The 19,028-nt window shown below is 66.9% G+C and carries 19 protein-coding genes; 15 read left to right on the forward strand and 4 right to left on the reverse strand.

Translation table 11 applies throughout. The features are described 5' to 3' along the window. Positions 1-17: 17 nt before the first annotated feature. Entirely contained in the window at positions 18-647 is a 630-nt protein-coding gene (locus tag AC1Q5B_RS19930) for a TetR/AcrR family transcriptional regulator (protein ID WP_492633181.1), read from the reverse strand. Between the two features lie 223 nt (positions 648-870). Here AC1Q5B_RS19930 and ndk point away from each other — a divergent pair, with 223 nt between their 5' ends. The 9 genes from ndk (at position 871) to moeB (ending at position 10,001) form a co-directional block, all read left to right on the forward strand. Then, complete coding sequence (gene ndk / locus AC1Q5B_RS19935) at positions 871-1,296, forward strand: nucleoside-diphosphate kinase (protein WP_162337947.1); 426 nt, start codon at positions 871-873, stop codon at positions 1,294-1,296. Between the two features lie 10 nt (positions 1,297-1,306). Next, positions 1,307-2,530, forward strand: a complete 1,224-nt coding sequence (rlmN, locus tag AC1Q5B_RS19940; RefSeq protein ID WP_492633182.1) for a dual-specificity RNA methyltransferase RlmN — start codon at positions 1,307-1,309, stop codon at positions 2,528-2,530. Then, positions 2,520-3,341 carry a type IV pilus biogenesis/stability protein PilW gene (gene pilW / locus AC1Q5B_RS19945; protein WP_492633183.1) on the forward strand — a complete coding sequence of 274 codons (822 nt, stop codon included), beginning with the start codon at positions 2,520-2,522 and terminating at the stop codon, positions 3,339-3,341. The genes rlmN and pilW overlap by 11 nt, the downstream gene beginning before the upstream one ends. Continuing rightward, positions 3,338-4,153 carry a helix-turn-helix domain-containing protein gene (locus AC1Q5B_RS19950; protein WP_492633184.1) on the forward strand — a complete coding sequence of 272 codons (816 nt, stop codon included), beginning with the start codon at positions 3,338-3,340 and terminating at the stop codon, positions 4,151-4,153. The genes pilW and AC1Q5B_RS19950 overlap by 4 nt, the downstream gene beginning before the upstream one ends. 61 nt (positions 4,154-4,214) lie before the next feature. Then, positions 4,215-4,850, forward strand: coding sequence for a YfgM family protein (locus AC1Q5B_RS19955; protein WP_492633185.1), 636 nt, complete (start codon positions 4,215-4,217; stop codon positions 4,848-4,850). Continuing rightward, entirely contained in the window at positions 4,847-6,034 is a 1,188-nt protein-coding gene (gene bamB / locus AC1Q5B_RS19960) for an outer membrane protein assembly factor BamB (RefSeq protein WP_492633186.1), read from the forward strand. The genes AC1Q5B_RS19955 and bamB overlap by 4 nt, the downstream gene beginning before the upstream one ends. A gap of 179 nt (positions 6,035-6,213) precedes the next feature. Further along, on the forward strand, positions 6,214-7,614 hold the full coding sequence (gene der / locus AC1Q5B_RS19965; RefSeq protein ID WP_492633187.1) for a ribosome biogenesis GTPase Der: 1,401 nt from the start codon (positions 6,214-6,216) through the stop codon (positions 7,612-7,614). Beyond that, the gene (locus AC1Q5B_RS19970; RefSeq protein WP_492633188.1) at positions 7,611-8,828 is read left to right on the forward strand and encodes a molybdopterin molybdotransferase MoeA; all 1,218 of its coding nucleotides are present in this window, start codon (positions 7,611-7,613) and stop codon (positions 8,826-8,828) included. The genes der and AC1Q5B_RS19970 overlap by 4 nt, the downstream gene beginning before the upstream one ends. An 18-nt stretch (positions 8,829-8,846) precedes the next feature. Further along, entirely contained in the window at positions 8,847-10,001 is a 1,155-nt protein-coding gene (moeB, locus tag AC1Q5B_RS19975; protein ID WP_492633189.1) for a molybdopterin-synthase adenylyltransferase MoeB, read from the forward strand. Here moeB and AC1Q5B_RS19980 read toward each other — a convergent pair whose 3' ends face one another. Next, complete coding sequence (locus AC1Q5B_RS19980; RefSeq protein WP_492633190.1) at positions 10,002-10,844, reverse strand: helix-turn-helix transcriptional regulator; 843 nt, start codon at positions 10,842-10,844, stop codon at positions 10,002-10,004. 209 nt (positions 10,845-11,053) lie between these two features. Here AC1Q5B_RS19980 and AC1Q5B_RS19985 point away from each other — a divergent pair, with 209 nt between their 5' ends. The 4 genes from AC1Q5B_RS19985 to AC1Q5B_RS20000 all read left to right on the forward strand — a co-directional run bounded on the left by AC1Q5B_RS19985 (position 11,054) and on the right by AC1Q5B_RS20000 (position 15,279). Further along, the gene (locus AC1Q5B_RS19985) at positions 11,054-11,827 is read left to right on the forward strand and encodes an SDR family oxidoreductase (protein WP_492633191.1); all 774 of its coding nucleotides are present in this window, start codon (positions 11,054-11,056) and stop codon (positions 11,825-11,827) included. Between the two features lie 102 nt (positions 11,828-11,929). Beyond that, positions 11,930-12,181 (forward strand): hypothetical protein, encoded by a 252-nt coding sequence (locus AC1Q5B_RS19990; protein ID WP_492633192.1) that lies wholly within the window; start codon positions 11,930-11,932, stop codon positions 12,179-12,181. A gap of 28 nt (positions 12,182-12,209) precedes the next feature. Further along, on the forward strand, positions 12,210-13,397 hold the full coding sequence (locus AC1Q5B_RS19995) for a low temperature requirement protein A (protein ID WP_492633193.1): 1,188 nt from the start codon (positions 12,210-12,212) through the stop codon (positions 13,395-13,397). Between the two features lie 37 nt (positions 13,398-13,434). Next, positions 13,435-15,279: a monovalent cation:proton antiporter-2 (CPA2) family protein gene (locus AC1Q5B_RS20000; RefSeq protein WP_492633194.1), complete on the forward strand. Its 1,845-nt coding sequence runs from the start codon at positions 13,435-13,437 to the stop codon at positions 15,277-15,279. Between the two features lie 6 nt (positions 15,280-15,285). Here the strand turns inward: AC1Q5B_RS20000 and AC1Q5B_RS20005 are convergent, their stop codons facing one another. Together AC1Q5B_RS20005 and AC1Q5B_RS20010 are read right to left on the reverse strand one after the other, a co-directional pair. Continuing rightward, positions 15,286-16,080, reverse strand: coding sequence for an alpha/beta hydrolase (locus AC1Q5B_RS20005; protein WP_492633195.1), 795 nt, complete (start codon positions 16,078-16,080; stop codon positions 15,286-15,288). After that, positions 16,073-16,369: a DUF1244 domain-containing protein gene (locus AC1Q5B_RS20010; protein ID WP_492633196.1), complete on the reverse strand. Its 297-nt coding sequence runs from the start codon at positions 16,367-16,369 to the stop codon at positions 16,073-16,075. Before AC1Q5B_RS20010 ends, AC1Q5B_RS20005 begins: the two co-directional genes overlap by 8 nt. A 91-nt stretch (positions 16,370-16,460) precedes the next feature. Between AC1Q5B_RS20010 and folD the strand changes: the two genes are divergently transcribed. Together folD and guaB are read left to right on the forward strand one after the other, a co-directional pair. Next, positions 16,461-17,318 (forward strand): bifunctional methylenetetrahydrofolate dehydrogenase/methenyltetrahydrofolate cyclohydrolase FolD, encoded by an 858-nt coding sequence (folD, locus tag AC1Q5B_RS20015; RefSeq protein WP_492633197.1) that lies wholly within the window; start codon positions 16,461-16,463, stop codon positions 17,316-17,318. Positions 17,319-17,523: 205 nt separating this feature from the next. Further along, complete coding sequence (gene guaB, locus AC1Q5B_RS20020) at positions 17,524-18,981, forward strand: IMP dehydrogenase (RefSeq protein WP_192268005.1); 1,458 nt, start codon at positions 17,524-17,526, stop codon at positions 18,979-18,981. Positions 18,982-19,028 lie beyond the last annotated feature (47 nt).

Consider the following 19,028-nt stretch of genomic DNA (forward strand, 5'->3'; position numbering starts at 1 on the left):
TTGGATGGCAGGGGGTGTCAGGTGCGGTCGGCGCGCAGGCCGGCCTCGGCGAAGCGGATCAGTTCACGGGCAGCACGCTCACGGTGGGCCGCTTCGGTGACACCCGTGGGGCGCTTGATCAGGCCGAAGTCGGCCATCGCATAGGTCAGCGCGCCGGAGAAGAAGTCCAGGCGCCAGTAGAGCTCTTCCTTGCTCAGGCCCGGGACGCAGGCAGCGATGGCCTTGCCGAATTCGCGGAGTACGTGGCCGTAATGGTCGGACAGGAACTTGCGCAGTCCGTCATTCTTCTCGGCGTAGGCACGGGCGATGACACGGACGAAGGCGCCACCGCCATGACGGTCCTGGGCCAGCGCAAGAGCCGGTTCGACGAAAGCGGCGAGGATGGGTTCGAGCTCGCCCGGGCGATCGCCCAGGGCCTTCTCCAACAGGGAAAGACGGGCGACGGTCATGTCGTCCATGCGGCGGCGGAAGACCTCGTTGACCAGGTTTTCCTTGCTGCCGAAGTGGTAGTTGACCGCGGCGATGTTGACGTCCGCCCGGCTGGTGACCTGCCGGAGCGAGGTACCGGCGAATCCGTGCTGGGCGAACAGCTCTTCGGCGGCCCCCAGGATCCGTTCCTTCGTCGAAAAATGCGTGGTGTTGCCCATCACTCCTCCGGGACCTGAATCAAACGCTTGTTTGATCCATTGTCTGCCCGGCGTGGGCGGGGTGTCATGCTGCGAAGCAGCAAATCCACCATCAGGGCGGCTGCACACTTCCGGCCGATACGTTAGAATCTCGCTACGCTTTCTGGTCTAAGCCCGCGTTTCGACGCGGGTTTTTCATGTTAACCTCGGGTCTTCAGTGGCCCGCCCAACGGAGAGAATCCCCATGGCGCTGGAGCGCACCCTGTCGATCGTCAAGCCCGATGCCGTCGCCAAGAACGTCATCGGCGAAATCTATGCCCGTTTCGAAAAGAACGGCCTGAAGATCGTCGCCTCGAAGATGAAGCATCTGTCGCGTCGTGAAGCCGAAGGTTTCTACGCCGTGCACCGCGAGCGTCCGTTCTTCAACGCGCTGGTCGAGTTCATGATCTCCGGTCCGGTCGCCATCCAGGTGCTGGAAGGCGAGAACGCCGTGCTGAAGCATCGCGACATCCTCGGCGCCACCAACCCGAAGGACGCCGCGCCGGGCACGATCCGCGCCGACTTCGCCGATTCCATCGACGCCAACGCCGCGCACGGCTCGGACTCGGTCGAGAATGCGAACATCGAGATCGCGTACTTCTTCGCCGCGACCGAAGTGTTCTCGCGCTGAGCGATACGTGATGAGCAGCCACGAACTGCCGCCGATCGAGTTGAAGCTGGCCACGGACGCTCCGTCCGTGGCCGTCGGCGTGCCTGTGTCTGCGAAGCAGAACCTGATGGATCTGGACCGTGAAGGTCTGGAGCAGTTCTTCACCGGCAAGCTGGGCGAGCAGAAGTTCCGCGCGCACCAGGTGATGAAGTGGATCCATCATCGGTACGTCACCGACTTCGACGAGATGACCGACCTCGGCAAGAACCTGCGCGCGAAGCTGCAGGAACATGCCGAAGTCCTCGTGCCGCAGGTGGTGTTCGACAAGCCCTCCGCCGACGGTACGCACAAGTGGTTGCTCGGCATGGGCGTGGACGGCAAGAACGCCGTCGAAACCGTGTACATCCCCGACAAGAACCGCGGCACGCTGTGCGTGTCGTCGCAGGTCGGTTGTGGTCTGAACTGCACCTTCTGCTCGACCGCGACCCAGGGTTTCAACCGCAACCTGACCACGGCGGAGATCATCGGCCAGGTGTGGGTGACGGCGCGCCATCTGGGTAACGTGCCCGCGCAGAACCGCCGTCTCACCAACGTGGTGATGATGGGCATGGGCGAGCCGCTGCTGAACTTCGACAACGTCGTGCGCGCGATGAACATCATGCGCGACGACCTGGGTTACGGCCTGGCCAGCAAGCGCGTCACGCTGTCGACCTCCGGCCTGGTGCCGATGATCGATCGGCTGTCGACCGAAACGGACGTATCGCTCGCGGTATCGCTGCACGCGCCGAACGACGCGTTGCGCGAGCAACTGGTGCCGCTCAACAAGAAGTATCCGATCGCCGACCTGATGGCCTCGTGCGTACGCTACCTGCGCGCGAACAAGAAGCGCGACTCGGTGACGTTCGAGTACACGCTGATGAAGGGCGTCAACGACCAGCCCGAGCATGCGCGCCAGCTGGCGCAGTTGATGCGCAAGTTCAGCAATGCCGCGCAGCTGAAGGATGCCGGCAAGGTCAACCTGATCCCGTTCAACCCCTTCCCGGGAACACGCTATGAACGCGCGCCCGAGGAAGACATCCGCGCTTTCCAGAAACTGCTGCTCGATGCGCAGGTGCTAACGATGGTCCGCCGGACCCGCGGCGACGATATCGACGCGGCCTGCGGCCAGTTGAAAGGGCAGGTGATGGACCGTACCCGTCGCCAGGCCGAGTTCCGCCGGCAGTTGCAGGAACAGGGCATCGACGATGCGGCTTAAGGCGATCTGCCTGCTGCTGATCACCGTCCTGCTGGCCACGGCCTGCAGTCGCCTCACCTTCGTGCGCCCCAAGGGCAAGATGGGTCAGCTGGATGGCCAGGAAGAGCTGCCCGACTACGCGGTCAAGGACAGCCCGGAAGTGAAGCGCCGGCAGAACGTCCAGACGATTCTCGCGCGTACCCTGCAGCGGCTTCAGGCGGGCCAGTTGGAGGCTGCCGAGAAAGATGCGCGGTCGGCACTGAAACTGTCCCCGGATTCCGTGGATGCGCTGACCCTGCTGGCGGTGATCGAGGACCGCCAGGGACGTCACGACAAGGCGGGCGAGTCCTATCGCCGGGCAGCCGAACTGGCGCCGAAGGTGGGCGCGACCCAGAACAATTACGGCACCTGGCTGTGCGCGAATGGTTTCGCCGCCGAGTCGCTGGTCTGGTTCGACCGGGCCATCGGCGCCCCCGGATATGCCACTCCCGGCGCAGCCGTCGCGAATGCGGGCAGCTGCGCGCTGAAGGCCGGCCAAAAGGAGCGTGCGGCACGCGATCTGAGGCAGGCATTGGCGCTCGACCCTGCCAATGCCGTAGCGCTGGAAGCCATGGCCGAACTCGAATTCACCCAGCAGCAGTACATGTCCGCTCGCGCTTTCGTCGAGCGTCGGCTGGCTGCTGCACCGGCCAGCGCGGCCGTGTTGAAACTCGCATCACAGATTGAGGACAGACTCGGCGACAAGGCCGCTGCCAGTCGATATGTTCAGCGCATTCGGGCGGAGTTCCCCGACGCGCAGGACGTCACAACCGGGGGAAATGCAGGGCCATGATGCAGTCGGTAGTCGGGGATGTGCCCCCGCCGCAGGGGTGCGGCGCGGCGTTGCGGTCGGCGCGTGAACAGGCCGGCCTTTCATTGCAGGAAGTCAGTCAGCGGCTGAAAATGCCCGCCAAGGTGCTGCAGGCCCTCGAAGCAGGGCAGTGGGACCAGTCGGGCGGTGCCGTCTTCGTCCGCGGGCAACTGCGAAGTTATGGCCGCCTGCTGAAGGTGGATGTGGAGCCTTTCCTGCAGCAGGCGGATGCCGTCGTGGCGAGGCCGGCAGAGCTGGTCAGCCACAGCCATACGCCACGCCTCCAGTATGTCTTCGAAAGCTTCAAGCGGCGCGCGGTCTATGCGGTGCTGACGCTGGTCATCGTGACGCCGGTCTGGATGGCCCTTCGCCCGTCCGGCGACTCCGATGCCGCGACCGCGTCGCTGGACGTCGTGGCCGATGCCTCCGTCGCCTCCGAGGAACCCGCGGACAAGCCCGCTCGAACGGGCGCTCGTCCGCAAGCGGCACCGTACGTGGCGTCGATGGCGCCCTTGCCGCGCTCGGCCGCCCCCTGGCTTTCGCTGTCGTTCAAGGGCGACAGCTGGGTCGAGGTGAATGCGCCCGATGGCCGCAAGGTCGAGCATGCGCTGTTGCGGGCAGGCGATGAGCGTCGCTACGCACAGGGCGAGGTCGGCCGCGTCAAACTGGGCGATGCGACGGCGGTCGAGGTTCAGCAAGCGGGGAGTACGGTGGATTTGGCGCCGTACCAGCGAGCGAACGTCGCACGCTTTACGGTATCCTCTGAGGGTTCCCTGGCGCCGGTCGTTGACTGACCCGCGCGCGGGTCTTTCCAACCTAGACCGAGACCCCGCATGAGACGGGGCAAGAGAGCGCATGGCGATTGACGATCTGCTCGACGAGCACGAACAAAGCGAACGTGTCCGCAGCTGGCTGAGGAACAACGGTGCCGGCCTGCTGGGAGGCGTGGTCCTGGGGTTGGCCGTGATCCTCGGCTGGCAGTGGTGGCAGAAGGATCAGGCCGGCAAGAAAGAGCAGGCGTACCAGAGTTACCAGACGGCGGTCGAAGGGCTCGCCAAGGGCGACCTGAAGAAGACCCAGGGCGCGGTGGACGCGCTGGTGAAGGAAGACGAGCTCTATGCCGACGTCGCCGGCCTGCAACTGGCCAAGGCGCAGATCCAGGCGGGCGAGCGCGATGCCGCCATCGCCACCTTGCGTACGCTGACGCCCGACGATGCGCTGCGACCGCTGGTCAATCTGCGGCTCGCCCGCCTGCTGATCGACGCGGGCAAGCACGACGAAGCACTGAAAGTGCTCGACAAGTCGGACGACGCGTCCAGCCTCGAAGTGCGCGGCGATGCACTGCTGGCGACCGGCAAGACCAAGGAAGCGCAGGATGCCTATATCCGTGCGCTGACCACGCTGGATGCGGTGTCCCCGCAGCGTCGGCTGGTGGAACTCAAGCTGATCGACGCCGGCGGTACCCCGCCCAAGACCGGGGGTGCGGCATGAAGCGCGCTTCCGGTTCCCCGGTACGCCTTGTCGCGGCGCTCGCACTCGTCGTCGCGCTTGGCGGCTGCAGCACGGTGAAGGGCTGGTTCTCGAGCAAGGACAAGGAAGGCGAGAAGCCGGTCGATCCGGCCGAGCTCGTCGACTTCACGCCGTCGGCATCCGTCGCCAAGCTGTGGAGTGCCAATATCGGCAAGGGCGAGAAGCGTCTCGGCCTGCAGCAGGCCCCGGTCGTGGAGGATGGCCGCGTCTACGCGGCGGCCGTGGAAGGCGGCGTACGTGCCTTCGACCTGCAGACGGGCAAGCAGGCGTGGCAGTACAAGTCCGACCTGCGCCTGTCGGGTGGACCGGGGGCCGGACAGGGTCTGGTGGTCGTCGGCACGCTCGATGGTCAGGTGATCGCACTCGACGCCGCCACGGGCACCGAAAAATGGCAGGCCAAGGTACCGAACGAGGTCATCGCGGCGCCTGCCGTTGGCCAGGGCCTGGTCTATGTCCGTACCAACGACGGTCGCGTGACGGCGCTTTCGTCCGAGAATGGCGAGCGGCGCTGGTTCTGGAACAACGAACTCCCCAGCCTCACCGTGCGGGGCAACGCGCCTGTCGTCATCGGCCCGGGCGTGGTGTTCGCGGCCAGCGACGACGGCACGGTCACCGCGCTCGGGGCCAACGACGGGCGTCCGATGTGGACGCAGGCCGTCGGCATTCCGGAAGGCCGCAGTGAACTGGAGCGCATGGCCGATGTCGATGGCGCTCCCGTGCTGGAAGGCACCACGCTGTACGTCACAAGCTTCAAGAAGGAAACGGTCGCTCTCGAGGGTCCCTCCGGGCGTCCGTTGTGGACGCGCGACAATGGCGGCGCCGGCGGACTCGGCGTGACCAGCAGCGTCGTCGTCGTGTCCGATCCGGCCGGCACAGTCTGGGGTCTGGACAAGTACAGCGGCAGTGCCCAGTGGTCGAATACCACGCTGGCCCGCCGCTCACTTACGGCGCCGACCATCCATGGCGACTATGCGGTCGTCGGCGACTTCGATGGCTACCTGCACTGGCTGAAGACGGACAACGGCGACGTGGCAGCGCGCGCGCGCGTCGGTGGCAAGGCCATCCGTGGCAAGCCGGTCGTGGCCGACGGCATCCTGCTGGTGCAGGATGTGGAAGGCGGATTGACCGCGTTCGGCTTCAAGTAAGCCCGGAAAAGGAGCGGCCTGGCCGCTCCCTCGTCATCAGAAAGGGCCGCATTGCGGCCCTTTTTCGCGGAAGAGGGCGTATTCCGATACCATGGCGGCCCCTTGACCGACCGGAGCTGTCGCGCCACCTGCGTGGCGGCGAGCCTCCGGCGACCTCCTTCTTTACGGTTGCCCCCTGCATGCTGCCCCTCGTCGCCCTGGTGGGCCGTCCCAACGTCGGCAAGTCCACCCTGTTCAATGCGCTGACCCGCAGTCGTGATGCGCTCGTGCACGACCAGCCCGGCGTGACCCGCGACCGCAACTACGGGGTCTGCCGGTTGGATGAGGAGGATCCGTTCCTGGTTGTCGACACGGGCGGCATCGCCGGCGAGGAGGAAGGCCTCGCGGGGGCGACCGCGCGCCAGGCGAGGGCGGCGGCCGAAGAGGCGGACCTGGTGCTGTTCATCGTGGACGGCCGCGAAGGCGCCTCCGCGCTCGACGACGAGATCCTGGCCTGGCTGCGCAAGACCGCGCGTCCGACGCTGCTGGTCATCAACAAGATCGATGGCATCAACGAGACCACGGCGATCGCGGATTTCGCGCGCTACGGCTTTGCCGATGTCGTCACCATCTCGGCCTCGCACCGTCAGGGCATCGACGACCTGCTGGAAGAAGTGCACCAGCGCTTGCCGGAAGAGGGCGCCACCGCCGGCCTCGACAACGATCCCGACCGCATGCGGGTGGCGTTCGTCGGTCGCCCCAATGTGGGCAAGTCCACGCTGGTGAACCGGCTGTTGGGCGAAGAGCGCATGATCGCGTCCGAAGTACCGGGCACCACGCGCGATTCGATCGCGGTGGACATGGAGCGCGACGGACGCCAGTACCGCCTGATCGACACCGCAGGCCTGCGCCGCAAGGGCAAGGTCGAGGAGGCGGTCGAAAAATTCAGTGTGGTCAAGACGCTGCAAGCCATCGAACAGTGCCAGGTGGCCGTGCTGTTGCTGGATGCCACCGAGGGCGTCACCGACCAGGATGCCAGCGTACTGGGTGCCGTGCTCGACGCCGGCCGCGCGCTGGTCGTGGCGATCAACAAGTGGGACGGATTGACCGCCTACCAGCGCGAGCAGGCCGAAGCGTTGCTCGCCCGCAAGCTGGGGTTCGTCGAATGGGCCGAGGTCGTGCGGATCTCCGCACTGCACGGATCCGGCATGCGCGAACTGTTCAAGGCGATCCACCGCGCGCACGCGTCGGCGACCAAGGAGTTCGGCACCAGCGAGGTCAACAAGGCGCTCGAGATCGCCTACGAGACCAATCCGCCGCCGAGCATCCGCGGCCACGTCTCCAAGCTGCGCTATGTGCATCCCGGCGGCGCCAATCCGCCGACGTTCATCGTGCATGGCACGCGCCTGAAGGTGCTGCCGGAGTCGTACAAGCGCTACCTGGAGAACTTCTTCCGCAAGCGTTTCAAACTGGTCGGTACGCCGGTGCGTTTCATCTTCCGCGAGGGCGCCAATCCCTACGAGGGCAAGAAGAACGTGCTGACCGAGAAGCAGATCGCCAAGAAGCGTCGCCTGATCCGGCACGTCAAGCGCGGCAAGTGACGGATTACCCGACCCGCATCGATTTCGCCGCCGCCGCGGAGACCATCCGCGAGGTCGCCGGCAACCGCATGTTGAAGGCCGAGCGCGTACCGGTGACGCGCGCCAGCGGCCGTGCGCTGGCCGAGGACATCACCTCGCCGATCGCCTTGCCGCCCTTCGACAACAGTCGCATGGATGGCTTCGCCTTCGCGCATGCCAGCCTCTCCCGGGATGGCGCGACGACACTGAGGCTCGTCGGTGAGCAGTTCGCCGGCCCCCTGCAAGACCTCGGTGTCGGGGTGGGCGAATGCGTCCGCATCACCACCGGTGCGCCCCTTCCTGCGGGCACCGATAGCGTCGCCATGAAGGAAGTCTGCGTCGAGAACGAGGGCCGCATCCTTGTGCCAGCGGGACTGCCGCAGGGCAACGATGTTCGCCGTGCCGGCGAGGACGTGGCCGCTGGTACCCACGTACTTTCCGAAGGTCAGTGGCTGACGCCGGCGCGCGTCTCGCTGGCGGCGGCGCTGGGCATCGCGTCGCTCGCGGTCGCGCAACGCCCGACCGTCGCCGTGTTCACGACGGGAGATGAGCTGGTGGAGCCGGGACTGCCACTGGCGCCCGGCCGGATCTACAACAGCAATCGCGAGCTGGTGATGGGGCTGCTGCGCGCGGAAGGCCTGGAACCGACCGCATGGCCGAGCCTGCCGGACGATCCCGAGCGCATGACGACGCTGCTGACCGACGCTGCCGCGGCGTTCGATCTGGTCATCACCTGCGGCGGCGTGTCGGCAGGCGAGAAGGATCATCTGCCCGGCCTGCTGGCTGCGCATGGCCGCATCCACTTCTGGAAGGTGCGGATGAAGCCGGGCATGCCGGTGCTGTTCGGCGAGATGGATCGCGCCCTGTTCCTCGGCCTGCCGGGCAATCCGGTCTCCGTGCTGGCGACGTTCCTGACGCTGGGTCGCGAGGTGCTGGATGGATTGCAGCGCCGTCGCGAGGCGAGGCCGCAATGGAAGGCGGTCCTCGGCGCCCCTTGGCGGAAGTCCCACGAGCGCCTGGAGTTCCTGCGCGGTTGGCTGGCAAGTGCGCCGGATGGCCGGTTGCAGGTCATGCCGAATGCGGCCGATGCTTCGCACCAGTTGCGCGCGGCAGCCGACAGCAATGCGCTGATCGTGCTGCCCGAGGGCGTGCACGACTACCGCGCCGGCGATGTCGTCGACGTGATCGGCTGCTGAGGCTATCCGCGCCACGACTTGCGCGATAATCGCCGCATGGCCATCCGCGAAATCGATCCCCGTGACGTTGCCGCGCTGCTCGCACAGGGCAGCGTGTTCATCGACGTGCGCGAGGAGCACGAGCGCGCCAGCGGCCAGGCCGAAGGTGCGCGCGGCGTCGCCAAGGGCGAGTTGGAACGCGATCCTGTCGCGTACCTGCCCGACCGTGACGCCAGCATCGTGCTTATCTGCCAGAAGGGCGGTCGCTCGCTGGACACCGCACGCGTGCTGGAAGCGGTGGGCTACAGCCGGCTTGCATCCGTCGCGGGCGGCACGTCCCGCTGGAGGGACGAGCAGCGTCCCGTGGTGGTGCCGGCGATGTCGGCCGACGCCCGCGATTTCAATGAGCGCTATTCGCGCCATCTGCTGCTTCCCGAAGTGGGCGTCGTGGGCCAGCAACGCCTGCAGCGATCGCGCGTGCTGATGATCGGGGCGGGCGGGCTGGGTTCGCCGGCAGCGTTCTATCTGGCGGCCGCCGGGGTGGGGCAGTTGCGCATCGCGGACGACGACATCGTCGATCGCAGCAACCTGCAGCGCCAGATCCTGCATACCGAAGCGCGCATCGGTGCACCGAAGGTCGCGTCGGCGCAGGCGACCCTGGCTGCGCTCAATCCGCGCACGCGGGTGGAAGCCGTGGAAGAGCGTGTCACGGCGGAGAACGTCGAACGTCTGCTCGACGGTGTTGACGTGGTGCTGGACGGCGCAGACAACTTCCCGGCCCGCTACCTGCTCAACGACGCCTGCGTGAAGCTGGGCAAGCCGCTGGTCTACGGCGCCGTGCAGCGCTTCGAAGGGCAGGTGAGCGTGTTCGACGCCGGACGCCATCGGGGCGAACAGCCGTGCTATCGCTGCCTGTTCCCGGAACCCCCGCCGCCGGAGTTCGCGCCGAATTGCGCCGAAGCCGGCGTGCTGGGCGTATTGCCCGGGGTGATCGGCCTGTTGCAGGCCACCGAGGTGATCAAGCTGCTTCTGGGGGCAGGTGAAACACTGGTGGGCCGCTTGCTGTATTTCGATGCGCTGGCCATGCGGTTCCGCGAAACCCGCTTGCGCCACGATCCCGATTGCCCGGTCTGCGCCGCCGGCCGGCCGTTCCCGGGTTACATCGACTACGCAGCGTTCTGCCGGGCGGACTGATCAGTCCAGCGGACGCATCCGCAGGCCGTCGCGGAACTGACGTGGCGTGATGCCGGCGTCGCGCTTGAAGGCGGCGCTCAGGTGGCTGTGGCTGGCGAAACCGCAAGCGAGGGCGATGACGGTGATGTCATCGTTGCGGTTGAGCAGGTACCAGCGTGCGCGGCGCAATCGCTGCGCGAGAATGTACTGTGCGGGCGTAGTGCCGAAGGTGCGCCGGAATGCGATCAGCAACTGGTGCACGCTCATGCCGGCCAGTGAAGCGAGTTCGGCCAGCGTGATGCGTTGGCCCAGCGCACTTTCGATGTGGTCGCTAAGCTGCCGCGCCGTACGGGGGGCGAGCGATGTCGGTGCGGCCGCCGGCACGGCGGGCAGGCGGTAGCCGTCGTACAGGTGCTGGCGCAGCAGCAGTTGCAGCCGCTCGGCCATCATCGCCGACACGTCGTCATCCTGCTGGCTGAGCCGTCCCAGCCGCGCGACGCTGTAATGGAGGAACTCGTCGCGATGCCCCAGCCTTGGCATCAGCGCCTCGATGGGAACGCGCCGGTCGGCGCCCACATCGACATCCGCCATCGGCGAGATGCGCAGCTCGGCATAGGTAATGACCTGACCCGTCGCCTGGCTGGCGTAGCGCTTCCCCGCGGGCACCAGCCAGATGTCACCGGGCGAAGGCGGGGCATGGGTGGCGCCGACGCCGTCGATCTCGGTGTCCAGTTCGCGCATCGTGCCGCCCAGATGGACGATGACCGTGTGGCGTGGTTCATCGATGGCCCAGAGCGTGCGCTGCCGGATGTCCTCGCGGCAGAGCAACAGCTCCACGCCTGGCCAGTGTGCCTGTGCCAGCACCCGGTATTGCGGCGGGGCAGCGGCCTCCGGATCGTCCGCCGCCGGGGCCGCACCCTGCGGCTCGCCAATGTGAGTTGATGCCGGAGAATTTGATAGCGGGTGGGACATCGTGAAAGCCGCCGGAACGCTTCCATCGCATCTTAGACGCGCCTCGTCGCGCTGCCCACTGCGCCGTTGACGGGCGCCCTTCCCCTGCCAGGAGCATTCCCATGACCGATCATTCCATCCGCGGCAAAGTCGTCCTGATTGCCGGCGGCGCCAAGAACCTCGGCGGCCTGATCGCCCGCGACCTTGCGCAGCAAGGCGCTGCGGCCGTCGCCCTCCACTACAACAGCGCGGCCAGCAAGGCCGAGGCCGACGCGACCGTCGCTGCCGTGCAGGCAGCCGGGGCGAAGGCCGTCGCGCTGCAGGGCGACCTGACCAGCGCGGCCGCCATGGAACGTCTGTTCGGCGACGCCATCGCCGCCGTCGGCCGTCCCGACATCGCCATCAACACCGTCGGCAAGGTGTTGAAGAAGCCGATCGCCGAGATCTCCGAGGCTGAATACGACGAGATGTCGGCGGTCAACGCCAAGACCGCGTTCTTTTTCCTGAAGGAAGCGGGCAAGCACGTCAACGACAACGGCAAGGTGGTCACGCTGGTCACGTCGCTGCTGGGTGCATTCACGCCGTTCTACGCCTCGTACGCGGGCACCAAGGCGCCGGTGGAACACTTCACCCGCGCGGCCGCCAAGGAGTTCGGCGAACGCGGCATCTCGGTGACGGCGGTCGGTCCCGGCCCGATGGACACATCGTTCTTCTATCCGGCCGAAGGCGCGGACGCCGTCGCCTACCACAAGACCGCGGCCGCGCTGTCGCCGCACAGCAAGACCGGCCTGACCGACATCGAGGACGTGGTGCCCTTCATCCGCCACCTGGTCAGCGACGGCTGGTGGATCACCGGGCAGACCATCCTCATCAACGGTGGCTATACGACCAAGTGAGCCGTGCGGGCGGGTGGCGTCGCGGCCGCCCGTCCCGTGTCGCGCGGGACATGGTTGCGATAACGTGCGCCTACCGGATGCCTGTCACGGAGGAAGACCTTCATGCGTACCCTGATCTTCATCGTCGTGGGCCTGTTGCTGGCAGGCGCCTCGATGTGGCTGGCGCGAACGGACAAGCGCCGTAGCGTGGCGGCGGTCTTCAGCCTCGGCTGGCTCGCCGCCGTGCTGTGGAACCTGCGCACCGGCATGTCGCACGGTTACTCGCTGCAGGAAGAGCTGCCGATCCAGGCCGTGATCTACCTCGTGCCGGTCGCCGCCGGCTGGTGGTGGGCATGGAAGACGAAACAGCGTTGACGCTTCCGCCCGATCCGGACGCTCCGTCATGACGAACCCTGCACATCCGCTGTTGCGGCCATCCGGGCAACCTGCCCGCGTGGCCAATGTCGAGCTGTTCTTCGACCTGGTCTACGTGTTCGCCATCACCCAGTTGTCCCACTACCTGCTGGAGCATCTGTCGTGGCTCGGCGTACTGCAGACGGCGACGCTGTGGTTCGCGGTCTGGCTGGGCTGGCAATACACGGCATGGGTCAGCAACTGGTTCAATCCCGAGCATCTGGTCATCCGCACCATGCTGATGGTGTTGATGGGAGTGGCCCTGCTGGTGTCGGCCGCCATCCCGGAAGCGTTCGGGGAGCGCGGGCTGCTGTTCGCCTGCAGCTTTGCGGCCATCCAGGTGGGGCGCACGTTGTTCGTGCTGTACAGCCTGGGACGCGGCCATGTATTGACCCCGAACTTCCTGCGCATGCTGTGCTGGTTGCTGGTATCCGCGACGCTCTGGATCGCGGGGGGCCTGAACGACGGAAGCACCCGCCTGCTGCTGTGGCTGCTGGCGGTCGGCTGCGAGTACCTGTCGCCGATGGCCGGCTTCCCGGTACCCGGGCTCGGGCGCTCGCGGACGACGGACTGGACCATCGACGGCGGCCACCTGGCGGAGCGATGCCAGCTGTTCGTCATCATCGCGCTGGGCGAGTCCGTGCTGGCCACGGGTGCATCGTTCGGCCATGCGGCGCACCCGGGAGCCGCGGTGTGGATCGCCTTCCTCGTCTCGTTCGTCGGCTGCGTCGCCATGTGGTGGATGTACTTCGACACCTCCAGCGGCGATGCGGCGCACGTGATCGAGCACTCGGACGACCCCGGCCGGCTGGGCGCCTATTTCCACTATGTCCACGTGCTGTTGATCGCGGGCGTCATTGTCTGTGCGGTGGCCGACGACCTGGTGGTGGCGCATCCGCTGGACCCTGTGAAGGTCAAGTACGCCGCGGTCCTGGACGGCGGTCCGTTGGTCTATCTGATCGGCAATGCGCTGTTCAAGCGTGTCGTATACGGACGCTTCCCGTTGTCGCATGTCGTCGGCATCGGCGCGTTGCTCGCGCTGTGGCCGGTGCTGCCGCGAGTCAACCTGCTGATTGCCGGCGCACTCACCACGGCGGTGATGGTCCTGGTGACGGTATGGGCTGCGTACTACCGCCGTCATGGCCGCGGCATCGCGCACGCACATACCGCAGGGTAGGTGGGGCAGGGCAGGCACCATCCGGTAGACTGCCCGCATGAGTGCAGAATCCGGTGCCAGCCAACTGGTCAGTGTCGTCGCCCTGCTGGGTGCCGCCGTGGTCGCCGTCCCGATCTTCCGGCGTCTGGGCCTTGGATCGGTCCTCGGCTATCTGGCCGCCGGCCTGGCGATCGGTCCCTTCGGCCTGAAATGGTTCTCCGATCCGCAGTCCATCCTGCATGTCGCGGAACTCGGCGTGGTGATGTTCCTGTTCGTCATCGGCCTGGAGATGCGTCCCAGCCACCTGTGGAGCCTGCGCAAGCAGATCTTCGGCCTGGGCGCGCTGCAGATCGCGGTATGCACGCTGCTGCTGACCGGTGTCGGCCTGGTGTTCGGCTATTCGTTGCCGGTGTCGTTCATCGGCGGCATGGGTTTCGTGCTGACGTCGACGGCGGTGGTGATGCAACTGCTGGCCGAGCGCGGCGACGTGGCCCTGCCGAACGGCCAGAAGGTCGTCTCGATCCTGTTGTTCGAAGACCTGCTGATCGTGCCGCTGCTGGTGCTGGTCGCCTTCATGTCGCCCCAGGTCGTGGAGCCGCAGGAAGGATCGAGCTGGGCGGCGATCGGCATCGGCGTGGCGTCGCTGGCGGGACTGATCGCGGCCGGCATCTGGCTGCTCAATCCGTTCTTCCGTGTCCTTGCCGCCGCGAAGGCGCGTGAAGTGATGACGGCGGCGGCGCTGCTGGTGGTGCTGGGTGCCGCGCTGCTGATGCAGCTGGGTGGCCTTTCGATGGCGATGGGCGCCTTCCTGGCCGGCGTGCTGCTGTCGGAATCGACCTTCCGCCACCAGATCGAAGCCGACATCGAACCGTTCCGCGGCATCCTGCTGGGCCTGTTCTTCCTCGGCGTCGGCATGGCGCTGGACCTGGGCGTGGTCGCGGCCAATTGGCCGCTGATCGTCAGTGCGGTACTGGCGATGATGCTGGTGAAGGCCATCTGCATCTACGTGGTGGCGCGCGTGACCCGCAGTCCGCATGCCGAAGCGCTCGACCGCGCCGTGCTGATGGCGCAGGGCGGCGAGTTCGCCTTCGTGCTGTTCGCCGCCGCGGCGTCGGCAGGCATCATCGACGCCACCGTCAACGCCAACCTGACCGCCATCGTCGTGCTGTCGATGGCGCTCACTCCGCTGTTCGTACTCGTGCTGCGTCGTTTCACCCATCCGGACAAGCCGTCGATGGAAGGCATCGAGGAAGCCAAGGGGCTCAGCGGCAGCGTGCTGATCATCGGTTTCGGCCGCTTCGGCCAGGTGATGAGCCAGTCGCTGCTCGCGCGCGACGTGGACGTGACCATCATCGATACCGACATCGAGATGATCCGCAGCGCGGACGAGTTCGGCTTCAAGATCTATTACGGCGACGGCACGCGGCTGGACGTGCTGCGCGCGTGCGGCGCCCAGACCGCGCAGTCCATTGCCATCTGCATCGACGACAAGGAAGCCGCCAGCCGCATCGTGGAACTGGTGAAGCACGAGTTCCCGCAGGCGCAGGTGCTGGCCAGGTCGTTCGACCGCGAGCACTCGCTGGCGCTGATCTCGGCCGGTGTCGATTTCCAGATCCGCGAGACCTTCGAGTCCGCGGTGGAGTTCGGCAAGGCCGCGTTGATGAGCGTGGGCACGTCGTCGGAAGAGGCGGACGCGATCGCGCTGGAGATCCGCCGACGCGATGCCGAGCGCTTCGAACTCGAGATCGCTGGCGGGGGAGACCTCAGGTCCGGGATTCCCGCGCTTTACGGCAACGCCCGTCCCGCCAAACCCACGCCCACCCCGTTCACCAAGCCCAAGCGCGAAGCGAAGGCGCTCAACGAGGAAGCGGCCGAGGCGATCGGCGAGGAAGAAGAGGAGTAGCCGGCGCTATTCGGCGGCGGGTCGGAGGAAATCCCGGATCGCCGGCCAGTAGGCAGGGTCCGTCGACAGGTCGTCGTGGCCGGCGCGCGGAAAATCCACGACCCGCGCCTGTCCCGTGAACGATGCCAGCAGCCGGTCGGTGTGCGGCGGCGGCACGACCGTGTCCCGCCCTGCGCGCAGCACGAGCAACCTGCCACGATACCGGGGCAGTCGGGCGACGGAGTCGTAGCGGTCCGTCAGCAGCAGGCGGACGGGAAACACCGGATAGTGCGACTGCGCGACTGCCGTCAGGCTGTCGAACGGCGTAACCAGCACCAGGTCAGTGGTGTCGCGCTCGGTGGCGACGTAGGCCGCCACACCGCTGCCGAGGCTGCGGCCGGCAATCGCGATACGGCCGGAGGGATGGCGCCTGGCGACCTCGTCATGCAAGGCGAGCGCATCGGCGAACAGGGCCGCTTCCGAAGGTTGGCCGTCGCTCGCGCCGTAGCCCCGATACGCCAGCAGGTACACCGTATGCGTCGGCAACCACTGGGCAAAGGCCCCGCGGTTGGCTTCCAACGCTTCCGCATTGCCGCCGAAGTACAGCACCGCATCCTGCTGTCCGGGATTCACGACCCAGCCGCGCAGTACCGCATCCGGCCTGTGAAAAGCGAAATCCGCCTGTGCCGGCGCGACCCGGGTGAATTGCGGGTAGTAGATGAGGCGTCGCTGCTGAAGATAGAGCAGGGCACAGAGGCCCAGGTAGGCCGCGAGCGCCAGCGCGACGAGCCACATCAGCGTGCGGCGTGCACGCTCAGCCATGGCGCTCCTGCGCGGCCTTGAACGCAGCCAACTGTTCCGGCGTGGCGTCGCGCTGGTGTTGTGCCTTCCATGCATTGAACGGCATGCCATAGACACGTTCGCGCGCCTGCTCCTTGTCCATGGCGACACCTGCCTCCACCGCGGCCTCGCGGTACCAGTCGGCCAGACAGTTGCGGCAGAAGCCGGCCAGGATCATCAGGTCGATGTTCTGCACATCCGGACGGTCCTGGTTGAGGTGCTGCAGCAGGCGGCGGAAGGCGGCGGCTTCGAGGGCGGTGGTGTCGGTCATGGCGTCGGGAGAGTTCCGGAGGCGCAACACGGGTCGCGCTGGGGTAGGGGAATCGGGGACAATACGCGCCGACTCTACACCGCCCCCCCCCATGACTGCCCGAATCCTGGACGGCCGCCGCATCGCCGAGAACCTGCTGGACCAACTGAAGGTCCGGGTCGACGCGCGCGTCGCCGCAGGGCAAGGCCGGCCTGGTCTGGCGGTGGTCCTGGTGGGCGGCGATCCCGCATCCACCGTGTACGTGCGCAACAAGCGCCGCGCGGCCGAAAAGGTCGGCATCGAAGCGTTCGACCACGACCTGCCGGCCGGCACGTCCGAGGCGCAACTGCTCGCGCTGATCGACCAGCTGAATGCCGATCCGAAGATCCACGGCATCCTGGTGCAGCTGCCGCTGCCGGGCATTCCGGACGCTACGCGGCTGATCGAGCGCATCGATCCGCGCAAGGACGTCGATGGCTTCCATCCGGCCAACGTCGGCCATCTGGCATTGCGCCAGTTCGGCCTGCGCCCCTGCACGCCGCGCGGCATCACGACCCTGCTGGGCTACACCGACCAGCCGGTGCGTGGCCGAAATGCCACCATCGTCGGCGTCAGCAACCATGTGGGGCGCCCGATGGCGCTGGAACTGCTGATCGCCGGCTGCACGGTGACCAGCTGCCACAAGTTCACTCCCCGCGAGGTGCTGCAGGCCCGGGTCGGCGATGCCGACATCCTGGTCGTGGCGGCCGGCAAGCCGGGCCTGATCCCCGGTGAGTGGGTCAAACCGGGGGCCGTCGTCATCGATGTGGGCATCAACCGGCTGGACGACGGCAGGCTCGTCGGCGACGTCGGTTTCGACGCGGCGGCCGAACGCGCCAGCTGGATCACGCCGGTGCCCGGCGGGGTGGGGCCGATGACCGTCGCCACTCTCATGCAGAACACGCTGGAAGCTGCCGAAGCGGGCCTCTGAGCCGCGTTTTTGCTGATTGTGGGAGCGACGTCAGTCGCGATGGGGGAATCCGGATGCGTCATCGCGACTGACGTCGCTCCCACCGCCGCGGGTCCACACGCACTCATGACGAGCCAGGGAAAGCATCGTTCCAGCTGCGCAGGCAGGCGGACGACCCGCCGATCAGGGTATAATGCCGCGCTTCCCCAACTTCCCGGGCCCGCCGATGCTGCGCATCCAGGCTGAAGCACTGACGTACGACGACGTCTCCCTCGTCCCCGCCCATTCCACCGTCCTGCCCAAGGATGTCAGCCTGGAAACGCGCCTGACGCGCGATCTGCGGCTGAAGCTGCCGATCGTCTCGGCCGCGATGGATACCGTCACGGAAGCCCGCCTTGCCATCGCCATGGCCCAGCTGGGCGGCATCGGCATCCTGCACAAGAACCTGACCGTCGAACAGCAGGCCGCGGAAGTGGCCAAGGTCAAGAAGTTCGAAGCCGGCGTCATCAAGGAGCCCTTCACCGTCGGGCCCGAAACCACCATCGCCGAAGTGCTCAAGCTCACCCGTGCCCGCAACATCTCCGGCGTGCCGGTGGTGGATGGCGGCCAGCTGGTCGGCATCGTCACCAGCCGCGACATGCGCTTCGAGACCAAGCTCGACGATCCGGTCCGCCACATCATGACCAAGAAGGATCGCCTGGTCACCGTGCGCGAAGGCGCCAGCGACGGCGAAGTGCTGCAGTTGCTGCACAAGCACCGCATCGAGAAGGTGCTGGTGGTCAACGACGCGTTCGACCTGCGCGGCCTGATCACCGTCAAGGACATCCAGAAGAAGACCGACAACCCCAACGCCGCCAAGGACAGCGCCAGCCGCCTGGTCGTCGGCGCCGCGGTGGGCGTCGGTGGCGACACCGACCAGCGCGTCGAAGCGCTGGTCGCCGCTGGTGTGGACGTGATCATCGTCGACACCGCGCACGGCCATTCGCAGGGCGTGCTGGACCGCGTCAGTTGGGTCAAGAAGCGCTTCCCGTCGCTGCAGGTCATCGGCGGCAACATCGTCACCGGCGACGCCGCGCTGGCGCTGATGGACGCCGGTGCCGATGCGGTGAAGGTCGGCGTGGGTCCGGGCTCCATCTGCACCACCCGCATGGTGGCCGGCGTGGGCGTGCCGCAGATCACCGCGATCGACATGGTCGCCGAAGCGCTGCAGGACCGCATCCCGCTGATCGCCGACGGCGGCATCCGGTACTCGGGCGACATCGGCAAGGCGATCGCTGCCGGTGCATCCACCGTGATGATCGGCGGCCTGTTCGCCGGCACCGAGGAAGCCCCGGGCGAAGTCGAACTGTTCCAGGGCCGCAGCTACAAGAGCTACCGTGGCATGGGCAGCCTGGGTGCGATGGAGAAGGGTTCCAAGGATCGCTACTTCCAGGACGCCAGCGACGCCGACAAGCTGGTGCCGGAAGGCATCGAAGGGCGCGTGCCGTACCGCGGATCGGTCGGCGGCATCATCCACCAGCTGGTCGGCGGCCTGCGCGCCACGATGGGCTACGTGGGCTGCGCCACCATCGAAGACATGCGCAGCAAGCCGAAGTTCGTCGTCATCACCGGCGCCGGCCAGCGCGAAAGCCACGTGCACGACGTGCAGATCACCAAAGAGCCGCCGAATTACCGGATGGGGTGAGGCAGGAGTGAGCGGAGAGGAGTGAGGAGTGAGGGAACTCCGGAGCT

The organism is Pseudoxanthomonas sp. GW835-FHT14C01, assembly GCF_058793715.1.